The organism is Lysinibacillus xylanilyticus, assembly GCF_001708185.1.
Taxonomy (GTDB): Bacteria; Bacillota; Bacilli; order Bacillales_A; family Planococcaceae; genus Lysinibacillus; species Lysinibacillus xylanilyticus_A.
The window spans coordinates 24725-44665 of record NZ_MDDN01000013.1; the positions used below are offsets into that span (position 1 = coordinate 24725).

A 19941-nucleotide genomic window follows, 5' to 3' on the forward strand; every position below is an offset into this window, starting at 1 on the left:
CCTTTTCTCTCATATAGAGCCAGTCTTAGACCAAAACATCTGTATATTCTCTTTCCCAATTTTTATACCATTTCTCAATTCCTTCACTAGGCTCCACCGCTAATTGCTCCTGCAACATTTTCTTTAACAGCCAATATTGTTCCCCCACAGCAGCGGCATTGTTTAGTAAATGATAGAGCTTCATCAAGGTGAAATAGCTATCTTCCTCATTAGGTGAAAATGATTGAACTTTTTCTTGCACTTTCACCGCAGCAAGATATTTTTCATGTAAAGTATAAAACTCACATAATTGCTGTGCATGATGTGTCCACAAACGTCTTAGTCGCTCTCTTTCACTTTCTGACCATATGTAATCACTATCGCCCAAATAATCCCCTGTATAGACTTGGAATACACGCTCATGCTCTTCTACTGTACTCTGTTGTAGCGGAGGTAAAGATTTTAATTGAGCCAGCCATTGCTCTACATCAATTACTACATCTTCCAACAATAATTTATAGCCTGAATTCAACAACGGACTTGCGATTTGAACACCGTCAAGTCCATAATTTTTCAAAGTTTGTCGGATTGTATAAATAGCTGTATAAAGCTGCTTACATGCCTTATCTATATCAGATTCTGGCCAAAACAATTCCAAAATGGTGTCTCGATAAATCATTTCATTGCGATGACTAAGCATATAAGCAAACAATTCTTTTGCTTTCGACGTACGCCACTTCATTAAGTGTGCATTACCATCAGGCGACGCTACCTTCAGACCCCCTAACAGCTTAATCATTTTTTGTTTAGCTGTGATTGGCTGATTCTTTTCGATCATCTGTTGAAGCCGTTCCAATGATTTATGTAAACGAAGCTTTTGTACAGGCTTTAAGAGATAATCTATAGCATGCAAATTGAAAGCATCTATAGCGTATTGGTCATAGCCTGTGGTAAAGACAATTTCCACGTGCGGCGATATTTCTTGAATTTTCCCACCTAGCTCAAGTCCATTCATACCAGGCATTACAATATCTAAAAATACAACATCAGGTTGTAAACTATGTATTTGAGCAATCGCTTCTAGAGAATCTGTATATTCTCCAACTATGTCAATTTCTGAGATACTACTTTTTTCAAGTAAGGTTTTTAATCTCGTTAATGGTAGATGTTCATCATCAACTATCACAATTCTCATAACATCCCCTCCTTAAACACTTGTCATACTATTAATATCGTTCTATTTCTTTCAAACCTGATAGAAAATCATTACTTTTGAAGGATTTTTTAAGGAATCTGTCGAAAATTAACTTCTATGATAAAAAAGCAAATTATCTCCAAAAATTTAAAGATTGTTCTGATTGTTAGCTTATTCTTTAGCTTGCTTACATTACTTCGATTTACCTGGATGAATATCATTGATGTCCCAGAAGGAGCAGTTGCAAAACAAGGTACTATCGATTTAAGAGGTGTTGAAACAAGCAAAGACTTTAAAAGAAAGCTACATGGCGAATGGGAGTTTTACCCCAACACCCTACTCGTTTCAGAAAATCCAAAACCATATAAACAGAATGGTCATAAAATTTATTCCACTTTACCAGAATCATGGGATAAATACTTTAACAACGAAACAAATATTCATTATGGTTCTTATCGCTTAACTATTTTGAAAGATGACAAAAAGCCTCAACTGTATGGCATTACCATACCTGAAGGACTGTCACCTTATGAGCTTTATGTTGATGGAAAGCTTATCGGAAGTCTAGGAGACATTACATCAGATAATGAAAAAACTGCCCCCGCCAGTAGACCTATTACACATTATTTTACGCTAGATTCCAGTGAAAGCGAGATCATCATACAAGGTGTCCAAACAAATCGATTTGCACAGGGCGGTTTTACAAAAGATATTATTTTTGGCGATTTACACTCCATGGAACGAACAAAGTTCTTTTCAATTGCAACGCAAATGGCAGTTTGCCTAGTCTTTATATTTTACTTACTTTTCACTGCTTTACTTTTTGCGATAGGTATTCGAAGCAAATCACTTATTTACTTTGCAATGATCATTATTTCTACTTGTATAACCGTGCTTGTTTCGAGCAATAAAATTTTATATATTTACATGCCCATTAACTGGATTTGGGCATACAAAATCTATTACTTTTCTTATATTAATAACATGTTGTTTTTTATTTTATTTCTACGCGATTTAGTCAAGGAATATTCAAAGCCCAAAATATTAACCGTTGTTCCAATGCTATGTGCTGTGTACCTACTATTTATTGTACTAGCTCCTATCGAGTATATTATTAGCACTAAATTTATTTTCACAATACTCATTAGTGTTTCTCCTATTATTATAACTATTTTTATGCTGATTATAGTCATTAAAGGAAAAAAAGGGGTTGTATTTTTATTATTAACGGGCACTGCTGTCGTAACTAATTCGCTATATTTCTCATTAAGGCAGAATGCTACATTGCCTTATAGTCATTACCCCTTCGATCTATTGATTGCCATTACTGCTATATCAGCATTTTGGTTTACGCAATATTTTCAAACAACGCTGCAAACTGAAAAACTTACAGTAAAGCTGCAAAAAGAGATTAACACGAAGGATGATTTTCTTGCGAATACCTCTCATGAGCTTCGCAACCCACTGCACGGCATGATGAGTATTGCACAAACACTGTTAGTTAAGCAGGATCATCAGTTCGCTGAAAAAAACAATGATGATTTAAAACTTCTACTGACAATCGGTAATCATATGTCCTATATGCTAGATGATTTACTAGATTTAGTAAAACTAAAGGAAAAAACTATTCGTCTTCAGCCAAAGCCGATTAATGTTTATAATTTAACAAGCGGTGTAAGCAACATTTTTCTTTTTATGTTAAAAGGAAAACCAGTAGAGCTAATAATAAACATCCCTAAAGATTTACCACCTGTATTAGCAGATGAGACTCGGCTTATTCAAATTTTTACGAACTTATTTCATAATGCCATTAAATTTACAGAAAAAGGTTCTATTATATGTGATGCTGAGGTGGTTGGTAAAAAACTATATATTTCTATTACAGATACGGGAATTGGTATTGAAAAGGACATGCAAGAAAGTATATTTGAACCATATGAGCAAGTTGATTCGAGTATGACATCTATAGGTGGTGGACTTGGACTCGGCTTAAGCATATGTCAGGAACTCGTTATCTTACACGGAGGCACAATATCGCTATCATCAACTGTTGGAAAAGGCTCTACGTTTACTTTCTCGTTACCGATAGCTAAAAATCTAGCTGTAGATGAAGCCGATTTAAACGCTGAAAACGATGCTTCTCTTTCAAAATACGTTTCATTACTAAACAATCTTTCCAAATTTGAAGGTGAAATTACTGCAGCTACCGAAAAAGGATCTCTTGTGACAAGTCATTCACGCGTTTTAATTGTTGATGATGACGCTGTAAACTTGCAGGTGCTTACCAACGTGCTGTCTACAGAGCCTTATGAAATTGAAACTGCATTAAGTGGTGCTGAGGCTCTAGAAAAGCTGCAGGAAGGTAGCTTTGATCTGATAATTTCGGACATTATGATGCCACATATGTCAGGTTATGAGTTAGCTCAACGAATTCGTGAGCGATTCTCTATTTCCGAACTGCCAATACTTTTCTTAACAGCTCGTCAGCAAAGAGAGGATATACAGCTTGCCTTTTTAAGTGGTGCAAATGATTATGTTAAGAAGCCAATGGAATATGTAGAACTTAAATCTAGGGCCAATGCACTTGTTCGCGTCAAGCAAACAAGTGAAGAACGTCTACGGATTGAGGCAGCATGGCTACAAGCACAAATTCAGCCTCACTTTTTCTTTAATACACTCAACTCAATTATATCCCTACACGGGGTAGATGATGAGCAAATGGAAGAATTACTGCTAGCTTTCAGTGATTATCTACAGATGAGCTTTGATTTCCAAAATGCCGACTTAGTTGTGCCTATCAGCTACGAATTAAAGCTCGTTCACTCCTATATAGCAATCGAGCAAATACGCTTCGGTAATAGAGTTCAAGTAATATGGGACATCCCTGAAAATATAGAGCTATCAGTCCCACCACTGTCGATTCAAACACTAGTTGAAAACGCCATCCAGCATGGCATTTTACCTCGCATACAAGGAGGAACCGTCACAATTCGCATTGCAGAAGCCGAGGAGCACTTTGCAATATCCATCTCCGATAATGGTGTTGGCTTCGATAACACTGGCCCTAAAAAACAAACAAGCGTTGGTCTCGTTAACACCGAACAACGCCTAAAGCAATTATTTGGCGTGGAGTTAACAATAGAAAGTGTAATTGGACAAGGCACGACCATCTCGTTCCCAATTCCTAAATAGGAGTAAGGCGATATCGGCTTTATATTATCGAAGTTTTGTTGATCTAACCATCAGTTCGAAGGGTGTATCCGTCACTATGAAGGTTCTATCCGTTTTATAATTCAAAAACAACAGGCGCTAGAGGAATCTCTATAGCCTGTTGTTTCTTTTATGCAAGCAATATTGCCTCTGTATAGGTCTTAAAATCACTTAAATGATTCTCGATAATTGCTTGGAGTATATTTAATTCAATAGATTGATAATCATGCATAGCAATATTTTGGAACCCAACCATATTTATTAATGTTTTTGCTAATCCATGGTCAATAATGTTATTCTCCTCAAGTAATTTGAATGCTTCTCTACTCGTTTTCCATACACTTCGTTGACACGCTTCACACAGCGCTCAATTGTAGCAATTTTATTTAGAACAACATCATTAGTTACCATAGACACTACCCCTCTCTTCAATTGATCTCAAAATCTCCGCACGTTGTTCATTTAACGTTACATACATTGATAGGGCCTTCATTCGTTCTTTAACAAAGGTGTTTTCATCTATCAATGACCATACCACTTGAAAAAATTTGTGCTGCAAACACTGTATCAACCGTCTTCATATCGACTAAATCAATATCAACATTACAAGCCTGTGCAATTTCTCCGGCTAATAGAAAACGTTCGTAACTTGAGAGAGGCTTATCTGCAAAATACGCTATATCTAAATCACTATCTTCACGTGCCGAACCCCGCGCATAATAACCAAAAACAATAACAAAGGCGGGTTTAACAGCCGTAGCTAACTTTTCAACAACTACCTTCTGCCAGTTTCGTTGCAAATAAAACACCCCCGCTCCTTCTTAGAATCATTATAATAAAACTCTACCCTTAATTATGAGTGTTCTTTCCGTCAGTTCCAGGAATCTATCCGTTCGTTTGTTTGATCGTTCTATCCGTCTCGATTGAAACAAGCAGACTACGGACTTATCTGCTTGTTTACATTTCGTATTCTCATAAGTACATAAGACACAAAATCTTAAAAAAAATACAAAACCTATCTACCTATTCCCCAAAAAAATACATAAAAAAATCCTAAGCTATGATAAAATTGGTTTATCAACATATATTAGGATAATTCCGTCTAGACAGGACCCTTTTCAGCTAGTAAATAATCAATCGTTTCTTAAGGCAGTTAAAGGATTTACCTAGGATAAAAACCCTATGATTTACCATTACACTTATCAAAACAACAGGAGGTTTCCCATATCATGAAAAACAAAAGAAAACTAGCTTTACTCGCCCTAGTTGCTGTCCCTTCACTGATCTATACTGCACCAACTACGTCAGCATCGGCTGCTGATGTTTCTGGACATGCAAAAACGGCTTACATATACAATAATAATTATTACTACAACTCAAACGTTACAAATGTTGTACAACTTATTTCGAACATTAACGATACTTATTACTCATTCCAAGCAAACCTTGAGGCAGCCCTCAAAGCCTACAACGAGTTAACTGAAACAGAAAAACAATACGTCACGAATTATTCAACACTATCAAATCATCAACAAACGAGAGTAGCGTATCGTAAGCTTGCTGCACAAATTGATGAGAAATTAGCCTCCGTGGAGTCAACTTCTGTTAATTACTATCAAAATGTCATGGAAACGAAAGATTGGTACAATACGTTAAATGCAGCGCAAAAAACCTTTGTGAGTGCTGAATCACAAAGAATACTGAATTCCTATATCACGCCAAATACATCTATCGATAAAGTGGTCAATAAAATCCAATTGTTAAACTCTTCTCGTATTAGCTTCCATCAGGATGTAGCTGATGCGAGAGCCGAGCTTAATGCACTACGCAAACATACAAACGTCTCATTACCTGCTGGCGTCGAAAAGATTTTATTAGATGCTGAACAGCTTGTTGTGAAGGATAAGGCAGCAGCTAAGGAAGTAGAAAATGCTATTGCAGCTTTATCACCTAAAACGTCCACTGCTCAAGATGTACAGGCAGTCAAAACAGCTTTCGAAGCTTTAACACCCGTGCAGCAGCAGCTTGTGCCAAATGTCTGGACATTAGCAGACTATGTAAATGGTAAATATGATCTGCCGGCTAAAGGAAATGCGAAAAAAACACCGACTTTTTCTGACAAAGCTGCCTTACCTGGTAAAACCACAGCTATGACTAGAAACAAAAATACCTATACAGCAAAAATTAATGTTGCTGACTCAGAAAATAGTACAGAGCGCTTTGTTTTAACAACGAAATCCAATATGACTGTTATTATTCCACCGCTAGGAACTCTTCTTAATGAGGATACTGGCGTAATGGAAATTCAAATTACACGAAATTTGAATCGTATCACATTCCAAGCAACATTAAATAATAAACCAGTTGAATTTGAGGCAGATATGGAAATCATTCTCGAGAATTTACCACCGAATGCCTCCATCGTTCGTACCTATGACTTTAACGAGCAGATGCCAGCTGATTACACTGTAGAAGGAAATCAACATTTTATTCAAACATCTACACCAGGTACATTCCAGATCGTTAGAAATTAATCTCCTTCATGATCTCCAGTAAAGATTAAAAAAATCATAACCCTCTGCCGATACTTTGTTATTAGCAGAGGGTTTAACATTATCAAAACCCTCTTGAAAATTTTATTAGGCACATGTAACAAAATCTTATTAACACACCATAAAAAGGACTATGTCTTAGCAGTACAGCAACGGCTTTATCCTTCCGCATTTTCCCAAACACAATCCCCTTTTCCACTTTCCTTAGTTCAGCCTATTATGTCATGTCACATCCTTTATTCAATTAGTGCTTTTATCGCACTTTTCAAAAAAAAATTTGAAAATCATTGACATCTGTCATAAATCCGGCATATTCTTTAATAAAGTTTCCTTAGAGAAACAATATAAAGCACGGGAAAGATTATTAAGGAAAGGAATAAAAAAGGCGTATGACAAAAACATTGAGACCACTTTCAGAATGCTCTTTTGGAGATTATTTTTTAATAAAAGAAATAAATATTGAAGGTCCTTTAAGAAGAAGATTATTAGATTTAGGCTTTGTGAAAGGAGCAGAAATCTCTGTTCTTCGTAAAAGTCCTTTAGGAGACCCTGTTGCTTATCGTGTAAGCAATACAACAATTGCATTACGTAATGATGAAAGCTCTAGAATTCTAGGAGAAATCGTTAGGGGGGCTATAAAGTGAGAGTAAATAAAATAGCTTTAGCAGGTAATCCAAATACGGGTAAAAGCACATTGTTTAATACATTAACAGGATTGAAGCAACATACCGGAAACTGGCCGGGAAAAACAGTTGTCCATGCAGAAGGATCCTTTGAACATAACGGTGAACAATATGTACTCGTGGATTTACCCGGTACCTATTCTTTATTTTCAAATTCAGCAGATGAGGAAGTCGCAAGAGATTATATTATTTTTGATCAACCAGATGCAACGATTGTTGTGCTGGATGCAACATCATTAGAAAGAAATTTAAATCTCGCACTCCAAGTATTGGAAATGACTAATAAAGTCATCATTTGTATCAACTTAATTGATGAAGCTGAGAAAAAGGGTATCCGAATTGATGACAAGAAATTGGCTCGTGAACTGGGAGTCCCAGTCGTAAAAATATCAGCCAGAAATAAAAAAGGAATTGATCAATTATTAGATACATTAAATCAACTAGTGCACGGGCAAATTGTTACGACTCCTTATCGTATGACATATTCGCAAGAAATAGAGGAAGCCATTTTAAAGGTAGAGTCGAAAATAAAAGGCTATTTTGATGGTAAATATCCATCGAGATGGATTGCCCTTCGTTTACTTGATGGAGATGAGGAATTGATCTTAAGACTACAAAATCATAAAAATAATAGACAAGGAGAGGTGATAACAAATGGAGCCCCAGTCAGTGTTAAATCATAGCTTACTAAAAAACATATTGGCTGAAGTGAAAGAAGTCTCGAATGAGGATATTCGAGATGAAATCGTTAGTGATATTTATGCTAAAAGCAAATCTTTATGTAAAAAAGTAGTGTCGGAGCAACAGCCAGGACTATATAGATCCGATAAATTAGATGAAATTTTCACATCTCGCATTTGGGGATTCCCTATTATGCTTATTCTGCTTGGGACTGTCTTTTACATTACGATTGCTGGCGCAAACGTACCATCAAGCATGTTAGCTGATTTATTTGGCTATCTAGAGGGTAAGCTAACAATAATTTTTGAAGCAATGCACGCACCAGAATGGCTACATGGTATTTTAGTGCTTGGGCTATTTAGAGGAACCGGTTGGGTTATTAGCGTTATGCTACCGCCAATGGCTATCTTCTTCCCTATCTTCGCCTTACTAGAAAACTACGGTTACCTACCACGCGTAGCATTTAACATGGACCGTTTATTTAAACGAGCTGGAGGACACGGGAAGCAATCATTAACAATGGCAATGGGCTTTGGCTGTAATGCTGCCGCTATTCTATCTACGAGAATAATAGAATCTCCTCGTGAACGAATGCTGGCCATTTTAACGAACAATTTTGTTCCTTGTAACGGAAGATGGCCAACACTTATTTTATTAGCATCATTATTTATGACAATGGGTTTTACGGGGGCAACAGGTACATTTATGACAGCAGCAATTTTAATGGGATTTGTCCTGTTAGGTGTTGTTGTAACATTAACTGTATCCTGGGTTCTTTCTAAAACGGCTTTAAAGGGTGTACCCACTCATTACACATTAGAGCTTCCACCATTCCGTAGACCAAAGATCTGGAATACGATTGTAAGAGCAAGTATTGATAAAGCATGGAATGTACTAAAAAGAGCGGTTATCGTTGCAGCGCCTGCCTCTATTTTGACTTGGATATTCGCTAATATTTACATTGGTGATACAAGTATTTTAATGCATTTTGTTAACTTTTTAGATCCGTTTGGTCATGCTCTTGGTATGGATGGCTTTATTTTGGCCGCCTTTATTCTTGGGTTACCAGCTAACGAAATTGTGGTCCCTATCCTAATTATGGCGTATTTATCTCAAGGAGCGATGCTTGAGATTGAAGATTTATCGAAGCTAAAGCAAGTGTTTATCGACCAAGGCTGGACGTGGCTGACAGCTTTAAATATGATGTTATTCTCACTTCTACACTTCCCTTGCGGAACGACTTTAGTCAATATTTATAAAGAAACAAAAAGTGCAAAGTGGACATTTATGTCATTCATGATTCCAACTGTCATTGCCATTGGCGTGACATGGCTAACGGCGACAATTGCTCGAGCATTTGGTTGGGTGTGATGGAGGGGCTGTCTATAAGCCCCTCTTTTTTATTCTTCGAAATTTGAGTTTCAACTAGGTATTCAATAAAGTGTGAAACTTTAATCAGCGGGAGTTTTCTTCATCCCCATTTATTTTTTACGAGCAATTATTCTCCCACCTAACTTTTTACTTTCGCTGAATTTGGAGGTAGGAATCTTGTACCTGACGCTTCGCTTTCGGTACAATTTAATTACTGCCCGTTAATGCGGAATAAATTAGCTGGACATCAAGCTCTTTCTGAAAGAGAAATAACCAAGTGGAACATCATCCACTTGGTTATTTTTTGGTTGTTATCGATTTAAAAGCCTTATTTCTATTATCTATACATATTTATTACTTTGAAATCTTATCTTGAACAAGATATTTATTTCCATATTTATCAACTATAACAATTACAATATAATCTCCCTCAATGAATGGGAACGTATTATTTGTAATAGGTTGCACTGTTCGTCCGTTTTTAAGCGGCGTTTTGCCATTGCCCTGGCTAAGACTTGTTAATGCACCCGAAGAATTTGGATCAATAACCTCAATTGGTTTAACATTATCAATTTCTGTTTGTGTATATGTTTTACTATATACTTTGTAATAGTAGTTGACTTCTTCTCCAGGTTCCACTGAAGGATCTGAGAAGGTAAAGTCGAATGTTGCATTAATCTTATTACTTCTATCAACAGTAATAGGCTCCTGAAGCTTAGCACTTTCAATATTAGTTGTAAGAGTTCTATACATATAAGATGCTGTAGGTTTACCATTTGCAAACGGTATTTGTGTATTGGCAATAATCGCACTGCCTTTATCTGTAATATCGGCATTTACCGTTAATGCAAAGCTTTGATTTACCGGATTATTAAACGTAATAATCATTTTTCTAGGTTTCCATGTCTCCCTTAAAGCTGCACCATCTTCCCAAGCCCATGTATAACTTGGTAAAGTCGCTGTTGTACCATCTAAGTTTGTAAAATTAAAGAATGATTGACCATTTTTAATAATACTTCCTGGATTAGCTGGGTCACCGACTGCTTCTGAGAATGTAACCTCAAATGTTTTTCCATCAATTCGTTTAAAGATAGGGTCTTCCACTCGTGGAGCTGTACCATCAGAATAGAAATCTTGCTTCATCCAACCAGCATTTGATTCATCATGATTTTCCCCAGCATCATTGGCTTTATAAACGCTAATATTACCATACGTATCCTCTGCTCCTAGATATACAACATACTCTGTATGTGGATTTAAAGTTACACCCTGTGCTTCAGTTAAAGGGAAGGCCCCTTTTCCACTTTTCTTAACACTCGGACTACCTTTTAATTTGTCCTCTAAGAATTTACGCTCTGCAGGTGTATCAATCTTTAAATTAGCTGAATCATTCGTTGTCCCATCAGCATTTTTCTTCGGTACAAACCAATAATGCAGTATAGTTGTCTCATCAGTATTGAAGCTGATCATTGCTTTTGTATCATCTTTTTCCTTAGGCTTTACAACTAAGTCTTTAATTAACGGTGCTTTCGTGTCACCAATAATTTCTTTTGATGTCATTTTCGAAATTTCCCCACCACGATCCTTTAAGACCATGTAAACAGAATAGCTTGAGAATGGATTAAGTTCGTCTTTAGAAATAGCAATAGGGAATTTTTTTGTATCTGTCTCTAAATCAGCCGGACCAGAGCCAATTTCGATATAAATATCTTTTCCACCTATTTGGAAGTAGCCCGATTTTAATGATGAATCCTTCGCAAATTCATTGACAAAGTCTCGCTCTGTAATACCTTTGTCGGCTAAATATTGCTTAAATGTCTTTGTTTCACCATTGTCTACGATCGTATCAGGTAAAACCATATAATAATACGAACCAGCCTTATTTGGCTTGAATTCAACTTCTACTCGTTTGGAATTATCAGATTCGTCTGGTTTATTAATGACATTTTCAATAGAAATAGTTGGTGGTACAAATTTCTCATGCACATATTCAGCATAGTTTCGAGCATTTTTACCAGGTCCAACAGTATTGGCATTTTCAAATTCATTGCCTGCTAAGTCCTTAACACCAGGTAATACTGTTACACGTAATGTATCACCATAGACAAAACCTGTTTGAGATGGAATTGTTAATAATACTTTTTTATCGCCTTCTTTATACTCTACAGCAGAAGGTTTAATTTTTTGCTGCCCTGTCGTATTGACGATAACTGTTCCTGATAAATCGTAGTTATTTACATTACGAGCGCTTTCAGGATCTAAGGCTTCATTTAGATATACATAAAACTGGTTTTCTTGACCTGCTGGTTCTAGCTTCATCTTTTCTACAAATGGATAGATGTTATCAAGTGCACTTGTTGTAAACTCTTTCATGACAGCTGGATCTTTCGAGTTATTACCCGAATCATCCTTCATCACTACATAAAGTTGATACTCTGTTTCAGCGTCTAAACCTGTTACAATTTCAGTAATTCCAAGTTTACCCGCAACTGCCTTACCCTTACCTATTGGCTTAGCAATAATGTCTGCAGTTGTTGGATCTGCGGCAGTCGTCTTTTTACGTACATAGTAGTAATAATCCCCTGGTTCACTCGCTGTGAATTTTAACTCTGCACGTTTTCCGCCTTGTAGTGGCGTTACTGTAAGTGACTTTACGACTGGCGGTGAGCCATCCTTCATTTGAAATGCTTGTGATTTAATATCCGAAGCATTTTTCGCTCCATCAACCACCATTACATAAACGACATATTCTTTTTTCTCACCTAGATTAGTGACTTTAACCGTGTTTGTGCCTTTTACAGCCGCACCTGTTCCACTTGCTACATTTTCAGTAGAAATACGATCTACCATTTCTCGTTTTGTTGGTGCATCAGCGCCCTTTTCACGAACTATATAATAGTAAGTTCCGACTTCATCTGAGGTAAAATCTACCTGAGCTTGGCTACCATTTAATGGTGTTACCTTTGTAACATCGACCATTGGTTTCGTTTTATCGGTCGGTTTTTGATTATCATAATCATCCTTATCAATCGGTTTACCGTCTGGATCTGTAATAATGCCGATATTATCTTTATCCTCTAGGAAATCATCGAAGATATTATTCGGTGACTCACCCTTCGGTATAATAACTTTGTCAATATACGTGTAATCTCCAACATCAACCCAACCATATACATTATCAACGTACAGAGTACCTACGCGACCGTCCATATATAGCTCTAAATCTGTAAAGCTATTGTAGTTAATCCAGTCGATATTGCCATCTCCGTAAATTGTTAGCTTTGTTTCTGTATCAAGGTTTAGTGTCCCAATATTTCCTTGAATCTCAAATTCACGGACATTCCTGATGATGTCTACGCGTGGTAACTTCATATTTGTTTCGATTTTTGTACCGCTTTGTGATACGACTAAGCGTGATACAGTGCTGTTATAAAATTCAATATGTTTTTCAACATTTTTCATCGTCACTTTATCTTTAGACCAATTCTCAAACGGCTTGTTTTTATCAGGATTTTTGTCTGAATTCTGATCTGTCCAATTTTCAAAATCCGTTGTCGGACCGTTTTTGGACGGGGGTGGGTTTTCACCATTTGGATTTTCGGGATTAGTCCAGTCGATAAATGAAAAATTGTTGCTTGCTATACGGCCAATCGATAATGGATTATAGTCAGAAACACTCATATGTAAAGGTGGACGTACCGTTTCGTTCACATACATTGTGCCAGTCAATGTAACATTTGAAAATTCAATATAGTTCCCATTAACAACGATTGTCGCACCGAAGGACTCATGATCACCATCAAACTCTAGAAATCTTGAGCTTGTCCCGCTCGCATTCAATGTTAACTTCGAGACAGAGCGAATGGTTTTGCCTGAAAGATCCCCTTCAATAAACGCACCTTTTAATACAGGTGCATTATATTCATTAAAAATATGCGCAAGACTTTCTGGTACTGAATATGGTTCACCGTTTATGTAGACAACATCGTCTTCAACACCTGTAATTTTGAAAGTTGTAGCATTGCCTTTTTTCTCTTGTGAACGCACAATAAAGGATGCAATTTGTCCACGAGTTACTGCATCAAATGGTGAGAATGTGGCAGGCGTTGTTCCTTCTGTAATATTTAAATCCACTAAAGTTTGAATATAGATGGCGTTGCTCGTTTGGCTTGTTACATCTTTGAAGCTATGGTTGTAATTAGATGCTACCTCAAATTTAAAGCCTAGCACTAAAATTTTCGCTAATTGCCCACGTGTAATTACTTCATTAGGCATAAATGTTCCGTTTGAATACCCAGACATGATTCCTGCATTTTGTAATGCGGCTACATACTTATAATATTCACTGCTCTGTGGAACGTCTTTAAAGTATGGATCTTCCACATTTTTCAAATCTAAATTTAAAACAGTCGCCAGCATTTTTGCTGCCTGACCACGTGTTACATTTTGATTTGGTCGGAAAGTTTTATCTGCATACCCACTAATCGCACCTTGAGCGTATAATTTCATAATATTGTCATAATGACTTGAATATTGGTCAATATCTGTAAATGGTGAAGTAGCCGCCGCTGCCTTTTGTGGTGTTGGCACTACAACAGCAATCCCGCTAGTAGCGAAAACAGTTGCTATCAGTGCTTTGTTCACTTTTTGGATTTTTGTTTTATCCATCCCACTCTTCCTTTCATTTATGTATTTTGATACGTACAAAATATCATTTTCATCATACCCTTTATATCGACAGGTAGACAGTGAACCTTCATAGCAATTTCTAAAATAATGGAAGAAAATCGTTAATAAAGGCTAGCGGTAAACACAAAAAAACAGTTTAGTCACTGTACATTCTCAGGACTAAACCACTTATTTTTAACTATTACTTAAAGTCGGTGAGGCATTTGTTATAAATATTACGAAATGTATATTAGTTGATTGGAGTGGAGACTGGGCGACTCCTTGGGGATCAGCAATAGAGGAACGAAGGCTAAAACCATCACGTCCTGTGATAACGCCTTCGTGACCAACATCGTGTTGGCCCGAGACCCTGGAGCGAGCAACGCGAGTGAAGTGGCTCATCGGACGCCCCCAGGAAGCTTTGCTCTGTGCGAAAGCGAAGCGTCAGCAATGTTTTATCTGTGCGAAAGTGCAACGACAGCAACAACAAATGTTTTATCTGCGCGAAAGCGAAGCGTCAGCGGCAAATGTTTAATCTGTAGCGAAAGCAAAGCGACAGCTACAAAGCGCCCAGTCGGAACGGAAATCAACCCTACGTTATTGCGATGAGCCTCGTTTTTCCTGAAATCCCTTTAATATTACACATAAAAAAGCCAAGGAGCATCGGTGCTCACTTGGCTTTAACGATATATAGGCATACATCTGTCGTACTTGTGATGTCATAAGGGAAAGGGGGATAACCTTACATCTTGTCAAGTCGATCAAGAGATGTGTCCCGAGTTTACGAATCATTTGAACATGCTTTAGAAGTCATATGGGGAATGACTTAAAAGTAGCTTGCCCAAATGATTGTCGTATTAATCGTTTACCCAAAAAACAAAAGATATAAGCCTATTTCAATACATTTTTTATTTATTTTCTTGTTCAGCGACCATAACTTGATTTCGTCCAGCTTGTTTTGCAAGATACAGCGCACCATCCGCAGCTTCAATTAGCTTTTCCGCAGTGTCAGCCATTTGTGGATACACAGCAACTCCAGCAGATAATGTCACTATGCGACCACAAGGACTTATAGTATGTGCCAAATTGTGGCGCAGTCGCTCTGCCACTTGTCCCGCTTCCTCAGCCGTAGTATTTGGCAGTAACAAAACAAATTCCTCTCCACCGTAGCGACAGCAAACATCTCCATCACGAGCGACTGCTTTCATATTTTGAGCTAAAAATTGTAATACTTTGTCGCCGACCGCATGACCATATGTATCATTAACACTTTTAAAATGATCTAAATCAAGTAAAATGAGGGCATGCGGTAACTTGTTGTCAAGCCATTCAGCTAGCATTGCATCCATCGTGCGCCGATTCGTTACACCTGTTAATGGATCTGTTGTAGATTGATCCTTAAAATAGGACACCTGTCCCTGTAAAAATGTTAAACTCCGAATAAGTGCACTCTTTAAATAATACACTTCAAAATACCAACCACGTACAGAATTTAACCCTTCCACATTTTTCGTTTCCAAACTCTCCTCTGTTAATGTAGCTAATTGCTGTAAAGGATTTGCAATACGCGCTGCCGCCCAAAGTACAATAATAATTGAAATTAGCATAAGAGGAATAGATTTTATAATTACATCCTGTACACGATCAAATGAAGGTTCTAATGCTACATCTAACGGTCTCTGAGCAACAACTCCCCACCCCGTTAAAGGAACGGCACTATAACCAGCAAGCATTTCTATTCCTCTAGTATTCACTACTTGCTGTGCTCCATTTTCTCCAGAAACTACCGCTTGAACAACCTTATTACCCATAGCAATATCATCGACACGACTTGGGTCCTGATGATAAATAACGCGTCCGTCTGAATCAACTACATAAACATACGAACCATCATGATAATAATGTTCCCCTAGTAGCGCATTAAAAATATTTCGTTCCTTCAAATAAATTGTTCCAGCTACCATTCCTAAATATTCATTTGTCTCTGAAAATATAGGAGACGATATAAAAATAAGGAGACGCCCTGTAACCCCTTCATAAGGTTTTGAGACAAAAGGCTCCTTTTTTGATAACGCTTCTTCTGTTTCAACTGCTGCCAATACTTGACCTTGTACCTCCTCAGCTGGTGGTGTAACAGATAGTACAAGACCTTCTGCATTTGTGATAAAAACCGAGTTAAACATTTTATCTTGCATTTTCAAACGCTCTGTTTCACTATTCAATGCATTCTTATCATCCATTTTCGACTCTAGAAGGTTGGCGCTATATCCTAAAATCTGAAAAGCTTCCTCTAAATATAAACTTGCAGTGGTTGCTAATTTTTGCGCATATACTCGATTTGTTTCAAGCGTATTTTCTTTAATGGAGGCAACATTCATTCGGTAACCGCTCCAAATGCTACCAATGCTCGTTAAGAAAAAGGCAGCCAACGCAACTCCCATGATTAAATGCTTTAACTTTAAATGTTTTGATTTCATTCTCTACCCTTTACCTCTAGTTAATTTCTTTGCAATAACCTTTTCAACTACTGCCTTTTGACATTTTCTCTATTAGTCTATTAAATCACAAAAAAATTCCTTATTAAGAATAATTTCGTATATTAAGAAAAAAGTATTTGTAAAATAGTGCTTCTTAAGACTTTTTTATAACAAAAGTAATATAGAATGCTCATCTTCAAAAGTTTGGGATAACATTTGTAAAACGTATGCCATGTGTATAAGTTGATTGGATTTTATCTGTGTGAAAGCGAAGCGTCAGCAACAAATGTTTGATCTGTGCGAAAGCGAAGCGTCAGCAACAAATGTTTGATCTGTGCGAAAGCTAAGCGTCAGCAACAAAGCGCTCGGTAGGAACGGAAATCAACCCCACTTTATGATAATAGCCATATAGTAGGGATAGTGCCAGAAATTTAGCATCGTTAACGGAATAAAAATATAGTATTTTATATCTATAAATCTCCTATATTTTTGATAGATTTCGATAGATTTTTATTATAAATTCACAGAAGAGGGTTTAACTATGTTGTTACGTAAAGCAGCTCCAATTATATTTGGTTTCAGTATGGCATTATGGGCCAATACTTCTCTTAATCAAAAAAAGACAGTCCATTTAAATACACAAAAAGCGTTGTCACTATCCAGCTTTCAAAGTGAATACAAAATGAAATGGCATCGAGTAAATACAGACTACGCCCAATTCTCACTCGTAGGAAAACATAATTCTACTAAGGTTGGAGGATATGAAACACGCATTGGATATAGCGTATTTGGTATTCACATAGGTGCCAATCAAACAGATGTGCATAGGAAATATGGTCTTCCACTCAGTGCCATACACTATCAAAATACAAGTTACTTGCTCGTTTATAATGATTGTACAGGTAGCACTACACATGGGACCTATTTGATTGATCATCACTATGTTACTTTTTTCTATGATTTACACAAAAATAATATGGTTCGTTCTATCATTTGGATTAATGCCAAAACGGAATTAAGTAAATGTGGTTATTATGGTAAGCCTTCCAATGAACTACGAACAGGGCTTGAAGATTTAATGGTTGAACTGATTAACCATGAGCGAGTTATAGAAGGATTACAGCCACTTATTTATGATAAGAAATGTAATAACATTGCTCGACAGCATAGCAGTAATATGATTGCACATCAATTTTTTAGCCATAAGGATCACATAGGTAATCATTCCAATGACCGTCTCACTGTTAGTGGCGTTCATTACTTCTGGTATGGCGAAAATCTAGCTCATGGACAGCACAATAGTATATTTGCCCATGAGGCACTGATGAATTCGGCAGGGCATCGTACAAATATTTTAAGAAAAGAATTCACACATATTTTTGTTGGTGTCTGTTTTAATGATAACAGTGCACCATATTATACGATTAACTTCTATTCAAAGTAATTTGACTGGCGACAATAATCATTAGCACAAAAAAATCTCTATACGCAATCTATTGCATAGAGATTTTTTGTACCTTTGATGCGACAGAATTTTCGGATAAACGAAGATTATTATCTGAAATTTGACAGATAATCTTTATTCAAATTTTTTTTACTTTTATTGTTATTCCGACATATAATTTTCTGACTAATTAATTTATAATTGAAATTAACATAGTCAAGCCATCAATTCTTCTGTTATAATACTGATAAATTTACCGTTATTCTGTATTAATACAGATATGGTACACGCTTTTCACAAAATGGGGATAATGAGAAAAGCGCTACAATACCTTCTTAAAAGATGGCATTGTAGCCTACACAAAAAGGGGTTGGGAGATTTGGGTATTTTAAAGGGGTTAAAAATTCTCGATTTTTCTGCATTACTACCAGGTCCAATGGCGACAATGATATTTGCTGATTTAGGCGCAGAGGTTATTCACGTTGAATCATCAAAACGTGTAGATTTAACGCGTATTATGCCACCTTATGATGATGATCATGAGGCATATATTCATCAACATTTGAATCGCTCTAAAAAATCATTAACATTAAATTTAAAGTCGCCTGAAGCTGTAGAAATTGTGAAGTCACTCGTTAAAGAATACGACGTCATTATCGAAGGATTTCGACCAGGCGTCATGCAACGTCTTGGCATTGGCTATGAAGCACTAAAAGAAGTAAATCCAAAGGTTATTTATTGTGCTATTACAGGTTATGGACAAACTGGACCATATAGCAATCGACCAGGACATGACAATAACTATTTATCATTAGCTGGCTTACTTGATTACTCACGCCATCAAGATAAAAAACCTGTTTCAATGGGTATTCAGCTAGCTGATATTGCAGGGGGTTCAATGCACGCTGCAATTGGAGTTCTCGCAGCAGCTTTACATCGTGAAAAAACAGGTGAAGGACAATTTATTGATATAAGTATGACGGATGCTGTCTTCTCACTCAATGCTATGTATGGGTCTGCCTATATTGGCGGTGGTCGTGTGCCTCAGCCTGAGCAGGAAATTTTAAATGGTGGAAGCTACTATGACTTTTACAAAACAAAGGATGGCCGATTTTTCTCAGTAGGAAGTCTTGAGCCTCAATTCCGCAAATTGCTTTGTGAAGCACTTGATATTCCTGAGCTTATTGATAATACTTTCAATGATTCATACTATACACAAATTCGTTTTAAAGAGGCCGTCCATGATGCGTTCTTATCAAAGACTTACAATGAATGGCTTGAAGTGTTTAACGAGAATTTCGAGGGATGTGTCGAACCAGTTTTAACTTTTCCAGAAGCATGTGAGCATCCACAGCTTACGGCTCGTAACATGATTGTGGATATTCCCAAAAGCGATGGTACAATACAAAAACAAATTGCATCTGCTTTTAAGTTTGACGGTGCCAATCCCGCGTACAAGCATGTCGGTGCCAAGCTTGGAGAGCATAATGTAGAAGTTCTATCTTCACTTGGCTATAGTGCCGAGCAAATTGCTGACTTACAGGACAAAGGGGTTTTAGATTAGCACCCTTACGCCAACAACACGAAATAAATAACAAGAGTGTCTAATGCAAACATATTAGACACTCTTGTTTGTACTTCTAATCAATTATGCCTCGGCATAATTGCGTCCAGAGGCTTT

At 37.0% G+C, this 19941-nt stretch carries 12 protein-coding genes and 1 pseudogene; 8 read left to right on the forward strand and 5 right to left on the reverse strand.

The annotated features are described in order from the left end of the window. Positions 1-25 precede the first annotated feature (25 nt). The gene (locus BFJ97_RS18300) at positions 26-1174 is read right to left on the reverse strand and encodes a response regulator (protein ID WP_068986089.1); all 1149 of its coding nucleotides are present in this window, start codon (positions 1172-1174) and stop codon (positions 26-28) included. Between the two features lie 210 nt (positions 1175-1384). Here BFJ97_RS18300 and BFJ97_RS18305 point away from each other — a divergent pair, with 210 nt between their 5' ends. Next, positions 1385-4366 carry a hybrid sensor histidine kinase/response regulator gene (locus tag BFJ97_RS18305; RefSeq protein WP_175401805.1) on the forward strand — a complete coding sequence of 994 codons (2982 nt, stop codon included), beginning with the start codon at positions 1385-1387 and terminating at the stop codon, positions 4364-4366. 148 nt (positions 4367-4514) lie between these two features. Here the strand turns inward: BFJ97_RS18305 and hepT are convergent. Beyond that, positions 4515-4795 (reverse strand): annotated as a pseudogene (gene hepT, locus BFJ97_RS18310) (type VII toxin-antitoxin system HepT family RNase toxin). Between the two features lie 104 nt (positions 4796-4899). Then, positions 4900-5184, reverse strand: coding sequence for a type VII toxin-antitoxin system MntA family adenylyltransferase antitoxin (gene mntA, locus BFJ97_RS18315; RefSeq protein WP_254660202.1), 285 nt, complete (start codon positions 5182-5184; stop codon positions 4900-4902). Positions 5185-5613: 429 nt separating this feature from the next. Between mntA and BFJ97_RS18320 the strand changes: the two genes are divergently transcribed. From BFJ97_RS18320 to BFJ97_RS18335, 4 genes are all read left to right on the forward strand, one after another. Continuing rightward, a complete protein-coding gene (locus BFJ97_RS18320; RefSeq protein WP_068986091.1) occupies positions 5614-6918 on the forward strand; it encodes a hypothetical protein in 1305 nt (434 codons plus the stop codon). 407 nt (positions 6919-7325) lie between these two features. Next, positions 7326-7580 (forward strand): FeoA family protein, encoded by a 255-nt coding sequence (locus BFJ97_RS18325; RefSeq protein ID WP_068986092.1) that lies wholly within the window; start codon positions 7326-7328, stop codon positions 7578-7580. Next, positions 7577-8302: a FeoB small GTPase domain-containing protein gene (locus tag BFJ97_RS18330; protein WP_068986093.1), complete on the forward strand. Its 726-nt coding sequence runs from the start codon at positions 7577-7579 to the stop codon at positions 8300-8302. The genes BFJ97_RS18325 and BFJ97_RS18330 overlap by 4 nt, the downstream gene beginning before the upstream one ends. After that, positions 8274-9671 (forward strand): nucleoside recognition domain-containing protein, encoded by a 1398-nt coding sequence (locus BFJ97_RS18335; RefSeq protein ID WP_068986094.1) that lies wholly within the window; start codon positions 8274-8276, stop codon positions 9669-9671. The genes BFJ97_RS18330 and BFJ97_RS18335 overlap by 29 nt, the downstream gene beginning before the upstream one ends. A 354-nt stretch (positions 9672-10025) precedes the next feature. On the opposite strand, the gene BFJ97_RS18340 is transcribed toward BFJ97_RS18335, so the two are convergent. Then, positions 10026-14339 carry an S-layer homology domain-containing protein gene (locus tag BFJ97_RS18340; protein ID WP_068986095.1) on the reverse strand — a complete coding sequence of 1438 codons (4314 nt, stop codon included), beginning with the start codon at positions 14337-14339 and terminating at the stop codon, positions 10026-10028. Positions 14340-14621: 282 nt separating this feature from the next. Between BFJ97_RS18340 and BFJ97_RS24325 the strand changes: the two genes are divergently transcribed. Then, the gene (locus BFJ97_RS24325; RefSeq protein ID WP_139114482.1) at positions 14622-14948 is read left to right on the forward strand and encodes a hypothetical protein; all 327 of its coding nucleotides are present in this window, start codon (positions 14622-14624) and stop codon (positions 14946-14948) included. 299 nt (positions 14949-15247) lie between these two features. On the opposite strand, the gene BFJ97_RS18350 is transcribed toward BFJ97_RS24325, so the two are convergent. Continuing rightward, the gene (locus BFJ97_RS18350) at positions 15248-16816 is read right to left on the reverse strand and encodes a sensor domain-containing diguanylate cyclase (RefSeq protein ID WP_068986097.1); all 1569 of its coding nucleotides are present in this window, start codon (positions 16814-16816) and stop codon (positions 15248-15250) included. Between the two features lie 541 nt (positions 16817-17357). Here BFJ97_RS18350 and BFJ97_RS18355 point away from each other — a divergent pair. Further along, entirely contained in the window at positions 17358-18260 is a 903-nt protein-coding gene (locus tag BFJ97_RS18355; protein ID WP_068986098.1) for a CAP-associated domain-containing protein, read from the forward strand. A gap of 379 nt (positions 18261-18639) precedes the next feature. Continuing rightward, complete coding sequence (locus BFJ97_RS18360; RefSeq protein WP_068986099.1) at positions 18640-19824, forward strand: CaiB/BaiF CoA transferase family protein; 1185 nt, start codon at positions 18640-18642, stop codon at positions 19822-19824. Positions 19825-19941: the final 117 nt, after the last annotated feature.